Origin of the sequence: Lysobacter sp. 5GHs7-4 (genome assembly GCF_021284765.1) — a bacterium.
GTDB lineage: Bacteria > Pseudomonadota > Gammaproteobacteria > Xanthomonadales > Xanthomonadaceae > Lysobacter.
Window position 1 is genome coordinate 3248651 of sequence record NZ_CP089924.1, and the last position, 16308, is coordinate 3264958.

Here is a 16308-nt window from a genome sequence, read left to right on the forward strand (position 1 = left end):
TGCACTTACATCCCATCGGCGGCTGGCTTCTGCTTCAGACCCCTGATCTGGCGCATGCGGGAGGTGCATTCGTCGTTCGCCAAGTCGCGTGCGTTGGCCAGGCGCACCGCCTCGGCGAGGCTGTTGTTACGCTTCGGCACCTTCTCGCAGTCCGCGGTCAGTTCGGCGGGCACGTCGACGATCTTCTCGACCGGCACATACACCACCTTCGGCAGCTCCGGCGCCTCGGGGCGGCGCGAGCAGGACGTCCAGCCGCTGGACAGAAGCGCCGCAATGGCGATCAGCGAAATGCAGCGCATGACGGCGTCTCCAGTAGCTTCCGGCAGTCCGGGTCGGTCATGGCCTCGTCCAGCTCGTGCTGCGCGGCTTTGAGCTGAGACTGCAGCGTATCGGCGCGGACCTTGGCAGCCTGCACCGCTGCATCGGCCAACTGGGCCCGCGCCTTCGCCGCAACCGCCTGCACCTGGGTGTTGGCGCTGATCTCGCGGAACTTCGCCGCGGCCGTGCCGAGCGCGGTGTGCGCCTCCAGCAGGGCATGGTCCTTCTCGTCGAGTAGCGCGCGGTCATCGGCCGCCTGCTCTCGCTTGCCGTGGTTGCATCCAGTGACGAACATGACCAACGCGATCGTGAGCGCGGCGGCAACCTTGATCAGGGCCAAATAGGGGCGGATAGGATCGAGCCTGGTCACGGGGCATCCTCAAGCTTCGCCTGAGATAGGCTGGTCGCCACCGGGACGAGGATCGCCGTGACGATCGCGATAGTGATAAGCGCGCCCAGCGCCCAGTCCGGGACCATGTCCTGCGCACGGGTAGGGGCTACTGCGTAAGCGCCGAGGCCGCCGGCGGACGACGCCGCGGCGAGTGCCAGCCACGTCGACCACTTCCGGTGCCACTTCTTCGCATCGGTGGTGAACTTCATTTCAGGTTCCTCACGGAGCGAAGCTCCTTGATTTCCTCGTCATGCTTCTCGACCCTCACCTTCAGCTCCACCATGCTCTGGCGAAGCGTCGGCATGTCGGCGAGCTGCAGGTTCAGGGTCTGAAGCTGCTGGTTCAGTAGTTGCAGCTGCGTGCTCTGGGTCACCTGAGCGGAGTTCAGCTTTTCCAACTGCTCCGTCACGTTGCTGACAAACCACCAGCACCCGGCCACGAAAGCTGAGGCGACGATTCCAGCCACCCATTTCTCAACGGGGCCGAGCGAGAAGTGGAGCAGGCCATTTCCCCTCCGCTGCAGATCCATCACACGAGCGCCTTCTTGGCCTGTTCGTAGCGCGCGCGCCGGTCGGCGCGGCCGATCTGTCCGCCGTTGATCCGCGTAGTGATCTTGTCGAACTCGCCCTTGTCGGCCAGTTGGCTGAGGTGGTGGTCGGCCCAGTAAGCGCATGCGGCGAGCGCCGCCCACCGCGGCTGCTCCAACTGTTCGGGATGCGCCACGAAGTCAGGGGTGCCGCCGACTGACTGGCGAAGCAGTTCACCGATCCCCTCGTAGTTCGCCTTCCCCGTGTTCTGGATCAGGCCTCGGCCGCGGTACCGCCACCCGTCGCCCGGCGCCGTGTTGCCCAGCCGGCCTGCGTAGACGTAGTTGGCGATCTGCTCCGGCTTACGCGCCATCGCCGCCGCCTGCACCCGGGTGAAGCGGCTGGGCCACGTGCCGAGCAGTCCTTCGGCGCCGTAGTTGAGGTTCTCGACCACCCGGCCGAAGCTGCCGGACTCGTGTCCAATCTGCGCCAGGAACGCCGCCAGCCGAGCGGACGTGTTGATCTCGAAGCGCCTGCAGCCCTCGGCGAGGTGAGGCGCATAGACAGCAGCCATCGCCCGTGTGCAGCCAACAGCGCGCACGAGCAAGTCGGCGGTGATCGCCTTCATGGTCTGGCCTCTATAGGTGCCCGGCGACCCTTTCGGGCGCTGCTGCGGCTGACGAGGATGCCGAGGCCGGGCATGGCTGGAGCGGGCCGCGGGGATCGAACCCGCTTCATCAGCTTGGAAGGCTGTTGCCTAACCAGTCGGCCAGGCCCGCAAAGAAAAAGCCCCCGGCTTTCGCCAGGGGCTTGTATGGATGCTGGGAATTTATGGGGTCTTTTCTGTCCCGTCAAGTGCCGCGTGCAGTTTCACGCCGCCGCGCGCTTGGCCAGCTCCTTGGCGCGCTCCTTCGCCTGCTCCTCCCAGATGTCCCGAAGCTTCGCCCTGAGCTCCCGAAGGCCCGTCGACTTCAGGTCTTCCAGCCAGGCTCCGGCCGCGCGCACCCGCTGTTGCAGGACCTCTCGACGGGACACGATCAGGTACGCGTACTCGGCGTAGGCGGTGGTGCAGTGCTTGGCGCCTGCTAATTCGCGCACGGCCAGCGCGCCGCTGAGCCGCGTGAGGGACAGCTGCTCCCTCGTCTGGCCGCCCTCCTTCTCCTCCCAAGCCCGCATCAGGGTGTTCTGGTGGACGAGCGTCGAACCGTAGTAGGTCTCCAGCGCCAGCGGCGCCAGCTTGCCCACCTTCTGGGAGACCCAGCCCAGTGCTGCGGCAATGTCCTGGTCCCGAATCTGCAGCGGGCAAGTACCACCGGTGCCCTCCCTGAGATCGGCATAGGCGCTGCGGCCGAGCATGGCGGCGACGCGCTCTTCGATCGGGCGCTTCTTCTCGTTCATTCCGATCCTCTCTTGTTGGCTGCGTTGCTGCGCCAGTTCTGGACTAGAGCCGTGGCTTCGTCGGTGCTGCATACGGCCCACACTTTCTCGCCGCGCCAGTCCCGGCTGAAGTGCTGCTGGTTCGGGTTGAGGCCGCGGCGGCCATAGGCCGTGGCCGGGTTCTTGATCTCGACCAGGTGATTCACACCGATGCAGCCCACCACGGTGTCGGGCCAGCCCGGGAGTCCGGCGTTATGCAGCTCGGCCACCGAGCAGCCCAGCAGCTCGAAGTGCTCCACGATCTCGTCGTGGTTTGCGTCCTTGGAAGCTCTCCGGCTCAAGCAGCCCTCCCGGTCGTGCGGACCTTTTCGAAGCCAGCCAGCAGCAGGTTTTGGAACTCCAGCAGCTCCTCTTGGGTGCCGAAGATCTTGCGGAACGCGGTCGGCTCCAGGGCGAAGCTGGGGCCGTAGGCGAAGCGGCCGCACCCCTCGCGGCCCCAGGCGTTGACGCCGCGGTGGTGCCAAGCACACAACCCGAAGGTGAAGTCGTGGCCCAGCCGCTTCTGGCCGTGCTTGCCGCCGACCGTCATGTGATGGATCTCGGGCAGGCGCACGATGCCGTTGATCCGGCAGCACACGCAGCCAATCTCTCGGATGAAGTCCCAGCGCGCGACTTGCGCCTTCGTGGGGTTTCCCGTGGAACGGCCGCGCTTCATGCGTCACCGCCGGCAGCTGCGTCTCGCCCTCTGCGACGACGGCGACGCGGTGGCTCATCGAAGCCGTCTTCGTCATCGCCGCCACCGCCGCCGTCCACAGCCTTCTTCTTGTAGACCGGTCGCGGCCCGAAGTAGTCCCGGAAGCGGCTGCACTCCAGCTCATGCCGCAGGAAAATTGTGCCTGTGCCGCCAGTGCGGTTCTTGGCCACGATGAACTCGGCGATGCCCGGCGCACTGCATTCCTCCTTCGTGTAGTAGTCGTCTCGGAACACGAACACGATGATGTCGGCGTCCTGCTCGATCGCGCCCGACTCGCGCAGGTCGGCCATGGTTGGGCGCTTGTCGTTGCGGGTCTCCGAACCGCGGTTCAACTGCGACACGGCCACGACCGGGCAACTCAGGTCCTTGGCCAGCAGCTTCAGACTGCGGGAGATATGGGCGACCTGGTCGTGGCGCTTGTCCTTGGGGTTGCTGCCGGTGATCAGCTGGAGGTAGTCGATGACCACTAGCCCGAGGCCACCGGCGACCTGGTTGTGCATCCGGAAGCACCGCGCGCGGATAGCTTCGACGGTCAGCGAGGCGGTGGCGTCGATCGCCAGCGGCAGCTGTAGCAGCTCCTCGGTGGCGACCTGCAGCAGGCTCCAGTCCTCGTCCTGCAATCCACCCTCCTCGCGCATGCGCTGCCCGTTCACGCCGCTCCGGCGCGACAGCAGGCGCTGGGTCAGCTGGTTCTCGCCCATCTCCAGGGAGAAGACCGCGACGTTGCGCCCCAGCTCGGCTGCGTAGTCCGCGACTTCCAGCGCGATGACGGTCTTTCCCATGGCGGGCCTGGCGGCGATCACCATCAGGTCCGTGTCTTCGAGTCCCGGGATCAGCTTTCGAGCATTGGCGTGCGGCAGCGGCAGGCCCGGCGACAGCGAGCCGTCGTTGCGGCCGCGGATCTCTGTCCAGGTCGCCTTCATGGCACCGCGGACCAGCCGGAGGCCGCCGTTGCCGGTGTTCTTGCTCGCCAGGCGCGCCGACTGCGCGGCGGCGGCCGCGGCAATCTCGCTGCTGTCCCGGCCGGCGGAGTCGAAGCCGTCGTTGACGACCCCCGTGCCGAACTCGATCAGATCCCGGAGACCCTTCTTGTCGGCGACGATCTCGGCGTAGGCGCGGATGTTCGCCGCCGACGGCGTGGTGCTGGCCAGCTCGATCAAATAAGCGCCGCCGGCGACCTGCTCGGACAGGCCCATCGAGTCGAACCACTCGCCTAGGGTCACCGCGTCGAAGGGGCGCTTCTTCTCGTCCAGCTCCTTGACGGCCTGGAAGATCAGTTGGTGGTCGCGGCGGTAGAAGTCCTCCGGCTGGAGCAGGTCGGCAACGCTGGTCAGGGCGTCCGGCGACAGCATCAGGCCGCCCAGCACCGCCTGCTCTGCCTCCACTGACTGCGGCGGCACGCGCAGTTTCTGGACCGCGGCATCGGCGCGCTTAGCCTTCATGCGGCCTCCGGCATGTCGTCGTCAGCCGCCTGGGCCTGGCTCTGGAAGTCGCGCTTGGCGCCTACCCCGGCCGTGGTCAGCTCGCACTTGCCCTCTTCCGGGAAGAACCAGAGGCGATACCAGTTCAGCCGAACGCAGTTCTCGAACTTCAGCCGCCAGCCGCGCACGCCGGCCTGCTTCTTCTGGCTGTCGGAGTAGTTTCGCGCGAACTCGGTCCAGGCTAGGCGGACGTACAGCCGGGGGATCGCCGCCGACTCGGCGAAGTCGAACACGGAGTGGTTCTTGGGGATCGCCTTCTCGCCAGCGGCGCGGCACGCCTCAACGAACGTGCCGAAGGTTATTTTTCCCGTCGGCACAACCGCAGGCGTATCGCCAGCATCCCCTGCCGTCTCGTCGTGCCCCGGATTGAGCCCCCCGGAGGGGGGTATGGGGGGTTTGCTCTTAGATCTCTTCTCTTCCCTTCCCTTCCCTTGCGATCCCGACGGGACTCCCGACGGGATGCCGATGCGATTCCCGTCGGGACTGTCATTTGATCCCGACGGGACTCCCGGCGACTTGCGTTTGCCCAACACCCGGGACTGCGGATTGAGTGCCGACAGGAAGGCGCGTGCCTCGACTATGGCCGCTTCCAGCGCGCTAGCGTCGAACTCGGTGCCCCAGCGCTTGGCGTTGCCGGCGCCGCTGCTCAGGCGCTGCGCCAGCTTCTCCATCCAGGCTTCCAGGGCCTTCTCGCACACGTAGGGGTGATAGAGGCGCCCGTCGCTGGCGGCGACCCAGTTGCGCAGGGCCATCTCCCGCACCTTCTTCCAGCCCTTCCCCGCGCCGCTGAGGTGCGCCAGCATCCGCTCCTCGCTCGGCAGGGAGCCTGCGGGCTCCTCCATCCAGGAGCGGCCCCAGAGCGTCAGGGCGGCCACCTTCTCGGCGTCGCTCGACAGCACCCAAGTCTCGCTCGCGAACAGGCGACCGAACTCCACCGGCATGTACGGGAAGTCGCGCAGGTCCACCGCGGCGGGCACGAGGGGGTCGGTCATGCGGCCTTATCCAAGGCTGATGCGTCCAAAGCGTCGAACAGGCCAGGCATGGAGCGCTCACGCGCGGCCGCGGCACAGTAGGCGGCCATGTCCAGGAAATAGCCCGGGTTGAGCTCGATGCCGTAGCCGACTCGCTTGAGCTTCAGTGCGCAGTACGGGACGGTCCCCAGCCCACCGAACGGGTCAAGGACGGTCTCGCCCGGCATGCTGTGCTGCTCGATCACACGGTCGACGATGTCGAACTGCAGCGGGCAAAGGTGCATCTCCTTGCCCTTCGCCGCCTGCGTGCTGTTGAGCGTCCGCATGCGGGTGATGTCTGTCCACACCTCGGGATGCCAGGACTGGGGCTGCAGGAGCATGAACGTGGTGGGGAGCCAGCCGGCGTGGTCGACGTGCTCCGCGATACGGACCTCGTGCCGGAAGTCGTAGACCTCCCGAAGCGAGTGCTTGCGGAACAGCTGGAACACGGCGGATTGGTCTAGGCCGTCCAGGTCCTCGGGCATAAGCGGTCGGTCGCCGCTGCTGCGCCACAAGCCATGGGCGTCGTACTGCCACCGCGGACGGGTGTAGGTGGCCTTGTCCTTGCGCACTGGGATATCGGCGTAGCCGTTGCCGGTGTCGGTTGGCGGCTTCCGGAACTTCAGCACGTACTCCGGCATGCCATTGCCCATGCGCGAGCCGTCCTTGCACTGCTCCGTCCAGCCCAGGCGGTAGGTCTGGTTGTTCTCCCTGACCACGTCGGTGACCACGGTGACCCGGGAGAGGAACGCGAAGCCATGCCGGGTGAAGGCCGCCACGCACTCGTCGCTGAAGGGCGTCACCGTCTGGAAGCTCAGGCCATTCAACCCGCCAGGCGTGATTCGATCTTTGACGTGAATGCACGCCACGCGGCCGGGCTTCAAGATCCGCAGCAAGCTGGGGATCAGGAAGTCCATCTGCTCCCAGAAATGGGCGTTGTCGTCGGTGTGGCCGAAGTCGTTGTAGCTGGGCGTGTATTCGTACTGCGTCGCGAAGGGGATCGAGGTCACGACCAGGTCGACGCTGTTCGCCTCCATGGCGCTCGTTTCCAGCACGCAGTCGTTGTTCACGACCGTGTAGCCGTCACCTGACACCTGGACCCGCTCCACACCCAGCGACCGTTCCAGCATGCCGTCTAAGGCTGCGTGCGAGAGTCCGTAGGTCCTGATGATTTCCGTCATCTTCTGCACCATGTCTTCGTGTTGGCGCCATTTGCGCTCGAGGGTCCGCCGCACTTCGCGCTCGGCCTCCGTGTAGATCAAATCGATCCGGACCTCGTGGTCCTGCAGGAATCGGAGCAAGCGATAGATCGCCTGGATGAAGTCGGCGAACTTGAACCCGATCCCCATGAAGATTGCCCAGTGGCAGTGCCGCTGGAAGTTGCAACCGCTGCCGAGCATCACGGGCTTGCCGGCTAACTCCTGGATCTCACCGTCGCTGAAGGCGATCACGGTCTTCTCGCGCGCGTCCAAATCCTGGGACCCGTAAACCGTGGCCAAGCCTGGAATTGCATCCTCAAGCGCGCGCCGCTCGTCCTCCAGGTCGTGCCACAGCAACCTGTGCGCCGCCGGATCCTCCGCGCGCAGCTCCATCACCTTGGCCACGCGTGCGGGTAGGCTCTCGCGCTTCTCACGCGCCGCATCCTGCACGCCGATCGCTGAGTTTCGGAACAGGCGGCCCTGGCCGTCCTTCTCGGCACCGGCGGTGCCATGGTCAGTCGGCAGTTCGTGCCAGCGCAGGTCGAGCGGCGGGAGGTCGTAGCCGTCGTCGCTGAAGCTCGGGTCCAGGTCGGAAGGCTTCTGCATGAACAGGGCCCAGGACGCGACCCAGAGCCAGAATTCGCGCTCCTTGTGGGGGTGGAGCGTCAGTTGGTCGGCCTTCTCGCTGTTGCGTTTGAAGAAGCGGGTCTTGGCCTGGCCGACGTCCATCACGCCCAGGAACGCGGCGTACGCCAGCATTTCGATGTACTCGTTGGGACTGGGCGTGGCCGTCGCTACGAAGCGATAAGGGATGCCGGGCGTCTTAACGCCGCTCTTCCGGTCGTCGCCGGCGATGGTGGCCATGAACTCGCGGAACGTCTTGCTCCCGCCGAAGCCCGCAAGGATCTTTGCCTCATCCAGCGAAACCGCGGCGAAATCCCGCGGGTCGAGCTTCCCGTCCCGGACCGTCTCGTAGTTGGTCAGGTAGATAGGTTCGTAGCTGCTGGCCTCTTCGATGGTCCGGATGAATTGGACCGGCACACCCAGCATTGCGGCGTCGCGAACGAACTCCTGGCGCACGCCGAGGGGCAGGATGATCAGCCCGCGACCGCCGGCGCGCTCACGCGCGATCCGAACCGACTCCAGCTGCATCACGCTCTTGCCGAGCCCGAATGCCGCGAAACAGGCCCGCCGGCCGCCGTCGACCATCCACTGCACCGCGGCGCGCTGGTGCGCCTTCAGGACTGGGCTAACGTCTGCCGTGGCGACCGACGAGCCTACGCGCGGCGCGATCGCGACCTTAGCGCGTAGGAATCGCTCGTAGGAGTCAAGGTCAATCACGGGGCACCTCCCCCATCGTCCCGTCGGGGCTGTCGTCCCGCGGGCATTCGATGCCGTGCGCGGCCGCGAGGGCGTTGCGCCAGCGGTACGCCGTGGCGCGACAGACGTCGAAGTGTTCTATCACCTGCTGCACGTTGGGGAACTTGTGCAGCTGGTGCGCCCACCACGCGAAGCGCAGCGCCTGCTCGAACGAGCCGGCATTGCCCTTTGCCGCGGGTCCTTGCACCTGCAGATCGACATAGCCGCCGACGGGCGCGCTTCCCTCTATGCCAAGGCCATCAGCGAGGCCTACAGGCACGTCTACGAGGTTGTGCGGCGTCCGAGCGTCGGCACGGCCGATTGAGCCTTGTGCGATAGCAACGCAGCGGAGGGCCATGGTCATGCCCTCCGCTGCAGGTTGGTGACGTTGCCGGCCTGGGGCTGCCCCTCGGCCAGCACGCGCACCAGGCGCACATGCACCTGCACTGTGGTCGTGATCAGGTCTCCAAGCTCTGTCACCGCCGCCGCGATGTGCGGGATGTCGTCCGCGTCCACCTTGCCGTCGGCGTAGATCGGCGCCAGCTTGACCATGCACTCGCCGAACTCGCGGGCCAGGTCAGACAGCTCGCCGGCCTGCTGCGCCGGCGCCGTGTTGGCGCGCGGGTCCACGATCGCCACATGGCCGCGGCGTGCCGCCAGATCCCTGACGCACTGCGCCTGGTACGGTTGCGGCAACTCAGCAATCCAGGCCTCTTCCAGGTCCATCGGGAAGCCCTTCACCACGCCTTGGATCAAGCGGTCGATGACCTGATGGTTGTGCCGTTTGGCCTTGAGGGCCGTTTCCACCGTACTGCCCTGCTCTCGCAGATTGACGGTCCGGTCTTCCGGGTCGACCTCTGCCAGGTAGCGGTCGGCCACACGCTCGGAGAACGGCAGCGGCTTCAGGCGGCCGTCTCGGATCGCAGTACGGGTATGGCGGAGGACGGTGCGGGAGCGCGGTTCGCGCTCCTGAAGGATGTACGTCATTGCGACCTCGTATCGCTGACGGTGGAATAGCCGTATGGAGCTAGATCAAATGGAGGTGGCGGGCACCGGCGTATGCTTGGGGAGCCAAGACCAACGCAACGCCGGAGACCGCCATGGACGAACAGATCGAATTGCGCCCCGCCGCCGGCTGGGACCTGCTTGCTATCAACCACCTAGGGGGCGTGGCCCTCACGATTCGCTACCTCGTGAGTCCGATGGAGGCCCCAACGGGCGCTCATCCATCCCCCAATTACCTCTTTCACACAGCACAGCTGCGCGAGCTGGCACACGCCATGCTCCGGGCGGCAGATACGGTGGAAAGTGCCGGGATGTCGTCTCCCCCAGGGCCGACGAACTGACCGAGAACGGCAGCGACTCCATATCAGGCTGCCTCCGCACCGGTAGGGGCTCCGTTGTAGGCCTGGAGGTGCAACCCAACCGCACCCACAACGGAGCCGAAAATGGAAGTCACCGAAGAGCACATGGCCCTGTACGACGACGTCGAATTCATGACGGCCGTGGCCGTCCAGTTGCTCCGCGAGCGCGTGAGCTTGCTCACCACCTTTGCCCTGGCGGTCGCACAGACACACCCCGCACCCGCGGCGCTCCTGGAAGAGTTCCAGCGCCTGCGAAAGGAGGACTGCGAGGACGAGTTGCCCATGGACGAACTCACTCCCCAGATGCGCTTTGCGCGCGTGGATTGCTCGATATTCGAGCGAGGGCTCGTCGCGCGGCTTTCCCAGCGCACGTAGCGTTCTGCTGGGCGGTGGTCGCGTACTCCCCCGCGACCGCCGCTCGGTCCACCCCGTGCTCTGCAATCGCTTCAACCACGCCTACCCGGGTCTCGATCGATTCGACGCCCAGCCAGCGGCGGAGCCAGTTCCGGAGAGTGGTCATGTCAGGCGGCCTCCGAGTCGGCGGGTGGGGTCGGTCCGAAGACGTCCGGTCGCAGATCGATCGGACGGATGGCCCCGCCAGTCGCGGACTCGATTCGGCGACAACGTTCGGCCGGCACCGAGACCGAGCCCGATTCCCACTGCGAGATCAGGCCCTGGGTCGCTGGACATCCAGCAGCGGTGAGCAGACTGGCGAACGCGGCCTGCGAAAGCTTGTGGGTGCGGCGGTACGTCTGGATGTCCATGGCAAAACATTAGCGCCACTATTGAAGAATTGCAATAGCGCCGCTCATGGATAGCTGTCGGCCTAACAATTAGCGTCCCTGATATGAACAGAAAGGCGAAACCAACCCCGTCTGACATAGCCGCTGCTGAACGCCTGCGCCTGCTCTGGGACGCCAAGAAGGCACAGTCCAAAGCCGCTGGCACGTCGTTTACCCAGGAGAGCGCCGGGGCTGAGATGGGCGGCATAACGCAAGGGGCGGTCAGCCAGTACCTTGCGGGGGCTATTCCGCTGGGCTATGGGGCGACACTTAAGTTCGCTCGATTCTTGGATGTGGCGCCATCGGAGATCCGGCCTGATCTGGATGCCCTACCCCGGGAACTTGAACCTGAAGACGACTTCGAAGACGTGCAGGCGTCCACCCAAGGTGTCGCTTTAGGCGCGGGCGTAGCGCCGGATGAGTATGCCGAGGCACACAGCCTGAAGTTCAAAAGGTCGAGCCTGCGCCGCAAGGGTCTAAGACCAGGGGCGCTCGAAATTTACTATGGCTCGGGCGACTCAATGGAGCCGAGAATCAAGGACGGAGATGCAATTCTGGTCGACCGCGGCGACACCCGCCTGGTGGACGACCGCATCTATTTCATTCGTTTTGACGGGCATTTTTTCGTCAAGCGCCTACAGGTCCACAGCGAGTTCACTTTCATTGTCAGCGATAACCGCGACGACCCGCAGTGGCGAAAGCCTATCCTAGTGAAGGAAGGCGACGACTTCGAAATAATCGGGAGAGTCCGATGGATTGGAAGCTGGGAAGATTAGCTCTCGCGGCTGCATTGACCATTGTGACGGGATGCGCATCAGACGAAAGGGCCGCCAAGGACATAGTGCGAGCGCACCTGAAGGATCCAGCCAGCGCTGACTTTTCCACTGGGAACGTGCACGTAGCAGGCGAAGCAGAAAGCCGTGTCGCATGTGGCTTAGTCAATGCTAGGAATGCCTTTGGTGGCTACACCGGAGTGCGGCCATTCATGATCTCAGAGGGGACCCTCTTCATGAGCGCCGACTCCGATGAGCAAGTTGCGATCTCGGCATGTTGCTCGGCAGTCTACCGCTCGATCTTGCGAGGCGCCGCGGTCGAAGAGCCCGGCGCATCCGCTTGCGCACGAAGGCCCCAAGGAACCCCCGTGAGCTGGAGGTTGAAGATGTAAATCGCCTGTGGATAAGTGACCCTTCATCCGTAACGGATACAAATATAAGCGCCCCTATTGACTTGAGCAATAAGTGGCGCTAATGTTCATCCCGTCGCCCCACTCCGGGGCCGTCCACAGGACAGACGGGCATGAACGGATCCACCGGCAACACCTCGGCCTCCGCGGCCACCTCCCCCCGCTTCATCGACAACGGCGACGGCACGGTCACGGACGCCGCCGCGGGCCTGATGTGGTCCAAGGACACGCTGCACGGCGGCGAGCGCGTCACCTTCGCCGAGGCGGAGAAGACCTGCGCGGCCCTCACCCTCGGCGACCACGCCGACTGGCGCCTGGCCACCGTCGAGGAGTTGTTCTGCCTCGCGGACCGTAGCCGCTACAGCCCGGCGATCGACACCGCGTTCTTCCCCGACACCGCCAGCGGCTACTACTGGTCCAGCACCGGCGATGCGTCGGTTCCGTCCTACGCCTGGATCGTCGTTTTCTACTACGGCAGCTGCGACATCCTCCACCGCGGCAACAGCCTCGCGCGCGTGCGCGCGGTGCGGTCGGTGCCGGCCGGTCAGTAACTCGGCCTTTTTGCGCTTCTGAGGAGGCCGCTATGGACACCGCATACGCGTCGTTCCACGCGCTAGTGACGCTAGCGCTTTGGGCATCCGCTGCCCCCACTCTGTTCGCCGGCTGGCTGGCTAGTAGCGCTAGCGTCGCGCGCCGGCGGGCGGCGTTCGTCAGCATCAGCACTGTGGCGGGCATTCTCCTCGCCATGGCGGTGCGGGCGTGGTTGCCGCTCGGCGGCGACCAGATCGCCATGGAGCCCATACCGATCCCCGAGTGGGCCTCTGCCGAGCCCGCGCCCCAGGTGATCTGGGTGGTCACCGAGTGCACCGCCGAGCAGGCGCTGCCGATGCCGGTGCCCGACGACCTCGTCTATCGGCTCTCGTCCCCTTCGATCCAGATCGAGCGCATGCCGCGCGGGGAGGCGCTGTGATCGCCTCCCCTATCGACCTCACCTTCCAGGTCTGGCGCAAGCACGACGGCGTCTGGAAGCACGTCGCCAACCGTGCCGGCTATGACGCTGCGGTCGAGACCGCCAACGCCTGGGCCGCTGAAACCGGCGAGGCCCACAAGGTCACCGACGACGCCGGGCAAGACATCACGCCCATCCCGTTCGAAGCCGTCAGCGACGACGAGCTGCGCGGCATGTGGCACGGCATCCTCACCCGCCGCGGCGATGACGAGGAGTGGGCAGCGATCGGCGCAGACCTTCGCGTCGACGAGCGGCGGCAGGAAGCGGTCAACTCGCGTGTGGCCGAGATCGGCCAGCAGGTGGCGAAATGAGCGCGCCAGCCCCGTTCGATGTCGATGCATGGTTCCTCGGCCTGATCGAGCTGCTGGAGCGCAAAGCCCGGCGGAAGATCCGCAAGGCGCGCCGCTGGAAGGAGCGCCGCCCAGAGGCTGCGGATGCCGCCGAGCGCACCGTCGAATTCACCGTTCACCAACTGGACCGCGCCCGCGTCGCGCACTCGGCTTTTGAGCGGCTCGCGCGTGCTGTGGGCAGCCTTCCCCTCACCAATACGCCGTATGGCCTGCTGGTGCGCGAGGAGGACTTCGATGCAGTCCGGCAAGCCCTGTTCCACGTAAATGGGGAGGAAGCCCCTGCGCCTCTGAGCGACAGCCTGGCCGCATCTCCCGCGGCATGCGAACTGGCTCCCGTTTCTGTCGGTCGTCTCCCGACCATGAACCAGTCCGAGTATCCGGGACTCGGGGACTGGTGGGTGCAGCTGCGCATCGGGCCGGATCGCGACGTGATCCTCGCCCGTGTGTTTGGCGACTCACCGGACCAGGCGAAGGAACGCGCGATCGCTGTCGCTAGCGCCCTGAATGCGCGGGCGGTGCACCATGACTGAGCGAGTGGATGTTCTCGCAGTGTTCGATAGGGACGCGGAAGCCGCGCACCACTATCGGGTATCGATCAAGTCCAGCCACTTGGGTGATGCTCAAGTCGTGGCCGACCACAACAAGGGTTTGAGCATCGCGGCCCGCGCCGCCGTGGCAGAGCTGATCGCTGAGCTTGAGAAAGCTCATCAGATCATCCTTGTCGCGCTCAATGCGCTACCGCCTGGGGCCAAGCGCAAATTCGAACAGAAAGTAATCGCTGCCGGGCTCGACGGTGAAGGCACCACGCGCTTCCACGAGCGCCGCGCCGCTCTCGCCCGCTGCGGGGTGACGTCGTGAGCAGCTTGGCCACCCAGCCCGCATCCGACGCCGCCGACCTGCTGGCGCGCGCCAAAGAGGCTTGGCGCCTCCGCGGAAAGGCAACCGACGAGATCCGCCGCATCGGCAAGTACCGGAACAAGACCGCGGGCATGCGGGACGACCTCAATCGCTGGGGCAATTTGCACCAGCAGGCCGAGAAGGATTTGGACGCGATCCTCGGCTGGAGCGCCAAGGCGTGAACGCCTTCTTCCAGCAACTCGATACGGACTTCGCACGAGTGCTCGGCGAGATCCCTAAGCCCGTGCTTCCCAAACCGCTGTGGCCGACCAAGGACGTGCCGGACGACCGCAGCAACTTCACCCGCGATACCGAATCCACGGGAGTCTAACCATGGGACAGGTCATCCAACTCGCTTCTACCACTCGCGACCTGCGGCTGTTCAATGTCGTGCGCGCCGCGGTGAACGAACGCGCCAGGAACATCAGCGCCAGCGACGAATCGCGCCGTCACGCCTTGGGCGTCGCCCTTGGTGCCTTGCGCGAGGGTCGCTCCACCGCCGTCGCCATCTGCATGGGCAATCAGGACATGCGCCCTGAGCGCGTCCCTGTCGCCCTCCGGCCCGGTCCGGAGGCCGCGTAATGCTCGCGCCCGCCACGAAGCAACTGGAGCTGGTGTTCCGGCGAGTCTTGGAGCCCATCCGCCGCTGCAAGCCTGAGTTCCGTGACCAGGTTGCGCGGGATCGTGCGTGGGCGCGGCATTACGCGGCCCGAGGCCTTCGTGCGCCGATCACCAGGGAGCCTCGCTCCATGTCGAACAGCTTCCGGATCGCCAACTACTACCTCCGCGCAGGCCGACACGAAGCCGCGCACTCCCTCTCCACTCACACCGTGAAGTTCTGACTATGCGACGTGACCACGACTACATGACCGGCCCCGACTTCCTGCGCGCGGTAGCGGACCAGGAAGCGGCACTCAACAACCACGAGAACGCCGACATCTACCGCCGGCGCGCGGACGAGTGGCAGGGCCACCTGGACGCTCTGGAGACGACAGCGCTCGATCCCGCCGACCTCCCGTCGCTGCGCGAGCGCACCGGCGCCTACATCCCGGTCTCGAAGCGGCGCCACGCCATCACGCCGACCGACCGCCACTGACCCTCCCCCGGCGAGCTGCGGCGCCCAGGCGTCTCCCCCGGACGTCTGAACGCTCTACCGCCCGATCCGCAGCCGGGCCCCCATCACACCGAGGTCGACGTGCCCGAACTGTTCCCCAAGCCGCCGCGGCGAATGAAACAGCCGACCAAGGGCCAACTGCGCGAGCAGCTGGCGGACGCGGCCGCCGAACTCGAACGCCGCGGCGCGCTGATCGATCACCTGCGCACGCCCTGGTGGCGACGCCTCTCTCTGCGCCTCAGGCGCCAACCGAAGGAATCCTCGTGAACCTGACCCTCCGCATCCAGGACCACAACAGCGGGTCCGACCAGACCATCGAGATTAACAGCGCCGCGAACGACGCGGTCAATCTGGGCTCCATCAATCTGCTGTCCGCCCGCATCGTCGAACAGGCGCCCTCGGTGCTGGAGTGGAGCGAGACGCTCTGCGGCGGTGAGCGCGTCAATCACGCCGACGCCGAGAAAGCTGCAGCCTCGTGGGGTGGCCGCCTGCCGACCCGTGTCGAGCTGCTGAGCCTCGTGGACGACACCCGCAGCGACCCCGCTATCGACACCGATCGCTTCCCGGACACGCAGTGCGCTGCGTACTGGACCAGAACCCCGCTGGCGTCGGATCCGTCCTACGCCTGGTTCGTCGGTTTCAACGACGGCTACTGCTTCTACGACCACCGCGACTACCACCTCGCGCGCGTGCGCGCGGTGCGGTCGGTGCCGGCCGGTCAGTAGTTTTTGCCTCTCTGAGCTTCTAAGGAGCAATCAATGAACGCAGTAAGCAACGAAGCGCAGCCCGCCCGATTTGTCGACACCGGCGACGGTACTGTCACCGATTCCATAACCGGTCTGATGTGGTCCAAAGCCACGCTGTCGGCGAAGGACGTCACTCACGCCAAGGCTGAGAAGATCTGCACCGAGCTGGACTTGGCCGGCTATACCGACTGGCGCCTGCCCACCGACCACGAGCTGCTGAGTCTCGTGGATCGCGCGCGCTACAAGCCGGCGATCGACACCGATGCTTTCCCCGACACCGCGTCCGACTGGTACTGGGCCAGCACCCCGCTGGCGTCGGATCCGTCCCTCGCCTGGATCGTCCTTTTCAGCTACGGCAGCTGCCTCTGCGGCCACCGCGGCAGCGACCTCGCGCGCGTGCGCGCGGTGCGGTCGGTGCCGGCCGGTCAGTAACTCGGCCTTTTTGAC

The 16308-nt window shown here is 65.8% G+C and carries 29 protein-coding genes and 1 tRNA gene; 15 read left to right on the top strand and 15 right to left on the bottom strand.

The window, feature by feature from the left end:
* Positions 1–5 precede the first annotated feature (5 nt).
* The 14 genes from LVB77_RS14640 to LVB77_RS14705 all read right to left on the bottom strand — a co-directional run bounded on the left by LVB77_RS14640 (position 6) and on the right by LVB77_RS14705 (position 9403).
* Positions 6–299: a hypothetical protein gene (locus LVB77_RS14640; RefSeq protein ID WP_232906829.1), complete on the bottom strand. Its 294-nt coding sequence runs from the start codon at positions 297–299 to the stop codon at positions 6–8.
* Positions 281–688: a hypothetical protein gene (locus LVB77_RS14645; protein WP_232906830.1), complete on the bottom strand. Its 408-nt coding sequence runs from the start codon at positions 686–688 to the stop codon at positions 281–283. Before LVB77_RS14645 ends, LVB77_RS14640 begins: the two co-directional genes overlap by 19 nt.
* Entirely contained in the window at positions 685–918 is a 234-nt protein-coding gene (locus LVB77_RS14650; RefSeq protein ID WP_232906831.1) for a hypothetical protein, read from the bottom strand. Before LVB77_RS14650 ends, LVB77_RS14645 begins: the two co-directional genes overlap by 4 nt.
* On the bottom strand, positions 915–1238 hold the full coding sequence (locus tag LVB77_RS14655; protein ID WP_232906832.1) for a hypothetical protein: 324 nt from the start codon (positions 1236–1238) through the stop codon (positions 915–917). Before LVB77_RS14655 ends, LVB77_RS14650 begins: the two co-directional genes overlap by 4 nt.
* Entirely contained in the window at positions 1238–1864 is a 627-nt protein-coding gene (locus LVB77_RS14660) for a glycoside hydrolase family 19 protein (RefSeq protein ID WP_232906833.1), read from the bottom strand. The genes LVB77_RS14655 and LVB77_RS14660 overlap by 1 nt, the downstream gene beginning before the upstream one ends.
* A gap of 77 nt (positions 1865–1941) precedes the next feature.
* A tRNA-Gly gene (locus tag LVB77_RS14665) sits at positions 1942–2015 on the bottom strand.
* A gap of 91 nt (positions 2016–2106) precedes the next feature.
* Positions 2107–2634, bottom strand: a complete 528-nt coding sequence (locus LVB77_RS14670; protein WP_232906834.1) for a hypothetical protein — start codon at positions 2632–2634, stop codon at positions 2107–2109.
* Positions 2631–2954, bottom strand: a complete 324-nt coding sequence (locus LVB77_RS14675; RefSeq protein ID WP_232906835.1) for a hypothetical protein — start codon at positions 2952–2954, stop codon at positions 2631–2633. The genes LVB77_RS14670 and LVB77_RS14675 overlap by 4 nt, the downstream gene beginning before the upstream one ends.
* Positions 2951–3328 (bottom strand): Ref family recombination enhancement nuclease, encoded by a 378-nt coding sequence (locus LVB77_RS14680; protein ID WP_232906836.1) that lies wholly within the window; start codon positions 3326–3328, stop codon positions 2951–2953. The genes LVB77_RS14675 and LVB77_RS14680 overlap by 4 nt, the downstream gene beginning before the upstream one ends.
* Entirely contained in the window at positions 3325–4809 is a 1485-nt protein-coding gene (gene dnaB / locus LVB77_RS14685) for a replicative DNA helicase (RefSeq protein ID WP_232906837.1), read from the bottom strand. The genes LVB77_RS14680 and dnaB overlap by 4 nt, the downstream gene beginning before the upstream one ends.
* Positions 4806–5840: a DUF1376 domain-containing protein gene (locus LVB77_RS14690; protein WP_232906838.1), complete on the bottom strand. Its 1035-nt coding sequence runs from the start codon at positions 5838–5840 to the stop codon at positions 4806–4808. Before LVB77_RS14690 ends, dnaB begins: the two co-directional genes overlap by 4 nt.
* Entirely contained in the window at positions 5837–8398 is a 2562-nt protein-coding gene (locus LVB77_RS14695; RefSeq protein ID WP_232906839.1) for a DNA methyltransferase, read from the bottom strand. Before LVB77_RS14695 ends, LVB77_RS14690 begins: the two co-directional genes overlap by 4 nt.
* Positions 8391–8780, bottom strand: a complete 390-nt coding sequence (locus LVB77_RS14700; RefSeq protein ID WP_232906840.1) for a hypothetical protein — start codon at positions 8778–8780, stop codon at positions 8391–8393. Before LVB77_RS14700 ends, LVB77_RS14695 begins: the two co-directional genes overlap by 8 nt.
* Entirely contained in the window at positions 8777–9403 is a 627-nt protein-coding gene (locus LVB77_RS14705) for a hypothetical protein (protein ID WP_232906841.1), read from the bottom strand. The genes LVB77_RS14700 and LVB77_RS14705 overlap by 4 nt, the downstream gene beginning before the upstream one ends.
* A gap of 113 nt (positions 9404–9516) precedes the next feature.
* Between LVB77_RS14705 and LVB77_RS14710 the strand changes: the two genes are divergently transcribed.
* Both LVB77_RS14710 and LVB77_RS14715 read left to right on the top strand, forming a co-directional pair.
* Positions 9517–9762 carry a hypothetical protein gene (locus tag LVB77_RS14710; RefSeq protein ID WP_232906842.1) on the top strand — a complete coding sequence of 82 codons (246 nt, stop codon included), beginning with the start codon at positions 9517–9519 and terminating at the stop codon, positions 9760–9762.
* 102 nt (positions 9763–9864) lie between these two features.
* A complete protein-coding gene (locus LVB77_RS14715; RefSeq protein WP_232906843.1) occupies positions 9865–10155 on the top strand; it encodes a hypothetical protein in 291 nt (96 codons plus the stop codon).
* Between the two features lie 146 nt (positions 10156–10301).
* Here LVB77_RS14715 and LVB77_RS14720 read toward each other — a convergent pair whose 3' ends face one another.
* On the bottom strand, positions 10302–10544 hold the full coding sequence (locus LVB77_RS14720) for a YdaS family helix-turn-helix protein (RefSeq protein WP_232906844.1): 243 nt from the start codon (positions 10542–10544) through the stop codon (positions 10302–10304).
* Positions 10545–10627: 83 nt separating this feature from the next.
* Between LVB77_RS14720 and LVB77_RS14725 the strand changes: the two genes are divergently transcribed.
* The 13 genes from LVB77_RS14725 to LVB77_RS14785 all read left to right on the top strand — a co-directional run bounded on the left by LVB77_RS14725 (position 10628) and on the right by LVB77_RS14785 (position 16293).
* Positions 10628–11338 carry a S24 family peptidase gene (locus tag LVB77_RS14725; RefSeq protein ID WP_232906845.1) on the top strand — a complete coding sequence of 237 codons (711 nt, stop codon included), beginning with the start codon at positions 10628–10630 and terminating at the stop codon, positions 11336–11338.
* 520 nt (positions 11339–11858) lie between these two features.
* Complete coding sequence (locus tag LVB77_RS14730) at positions 11859–12296, top strand: DUF1566 domain-containing protein (protein WP_232906846.1); 438 nt, start codon at positions 11859–11861, stop codon at positions 12294–12296.
* Between the two features lie 32 nt (positions 12297–12328).
* On the top strand, positions 12329–12715 hold the full coding sequence (locus LVB77_RS14735; RefSeq protein ID WP_232906847.1) for a hypothetical protein: 387 nt from the start codon (positions 12329–12331) through the stop codon (positions 12713–12715).
* The gene (locus LVB77_RS14740) at positions 12712–13065 is read left to right on the top strand and encodes a hypothetical protein (RefSeq protein WP_232906848.1); all 354 of its coding nucleotides are present in this window, start codon (positions 12712–12714) and stop codon (positions 13063–13065) included. The genes LVB77_RS14735 and LVB77_RS14740 overlap by 4 nt, the downstream gene beginning before the upstream one ends.
* Complete coding sequence (locus tag LVB77_RS14745) at positions 13062–13634, top strand: hypothetical protein (RefSeq protein WP_232906849.1); 573 nt, start codon at positions 13062–13064, stop codon at positions 13632–13634. The genes LVB77_RS14740 and LVB77_RS14745 overlap by 4 nt, the downstream gene beginning before the upstream one ends.
* Positions 13627–13962: a hypothetical protein gene (locus LVB77_RS14750; protein WP_232906850.1), complete on the top strand. Its 336-nt coding sequence runs from the start codon at positions 13627–13629 to the stop codon at positions 13960–13962. The genes LVB77_RS14745 and LVB77_RS14750 overlap by 8 nt, the downstream gene beginning before the upstream one ends.
* A complete protein-coding gene (locus LVB77_RS14755) occupies positions 13959–14183 on the top strand; it encodes a hypothetical protein (RefSeq protein WP_232906851.1) in 225 nt (74 codons plus the stop codon). Before LVB77_RS14750 ends, LVB77_RS14755 begins: the two co-directional genes overlap by 4 nt.
* Complete coding sequence (locus LVB77_RS14760; protein ID WP_232906852.1) at positions 14180–14332, top strand: hypothetical protein; 153 nt, start codon at positions 14180–14182, stop codon at positions 14330–14332. The genes LVB77_RS14755 and LVB77_RS14760 overlap by 4 nt, the downstream gene beginning before the upstream one ends.
* A 2-nt stretch (positions 14333–14334) precedes the next feature.
* The gene (locus tag LVB77_RS14765; protein WP_232906853.1) at positions 14335–14583 is read left to right on the top strand and encodes a hypothetical protein; all 249 of its coding nucleotides are present in this window, start codon (positions 14335–14337) and stop codon (positions 14581–14583) included.
* 283 nt (positions 14584–14866) lie between these two features.
* Positions 14867–15097, top strand: coding sequence for a hypothetical protein (locus tag LVB77_RS14770; RefSeq protein ID WP_232906854.1), 231 nt, complete (start codon positions 14867–14869; stop codon positions 15095–15097).
* Between the two features lie 99 nt (positions 15098–15196).
* The gene (locus tag LVB77_RS14775; RefSeq protein WP_232906855.1) at positions 15197–15382 is read left to right on the top strand and encodes a hypothetical protein; all 186 of its coding nucleotides are present in this window, start codon (positions 15197–15199) and stop codon (positions 15380–15382) included.
* Positions 15379–15840: a DUF1566 domain-containing protein gene (locus tag LVB77_RS14780; RefSeq protein WP_232906856.1), complete on the top strand. Its 462-nt coding sequence runs from the start codon at positions 15379–15381 to the stop codon at positions 15838–15840. Before LVB77_RS14775 ends, LVB77_RS14780 begins: the two co-directional genes overlap by 4 nt.
* Positions 15841–15873: 33 nt before the next feature.
* Positions 15874–16293, top strand: a complete 420-nt coding sequence (locus LVB77_RS14785; protein ID WP_232906857.1) for a DUF1566 domain-containing protein — start codon at positions 15874–15876, stop codon at positions 16291–16293.
* Positions 16294–16308: the final 15 nt, after the last annotated feature.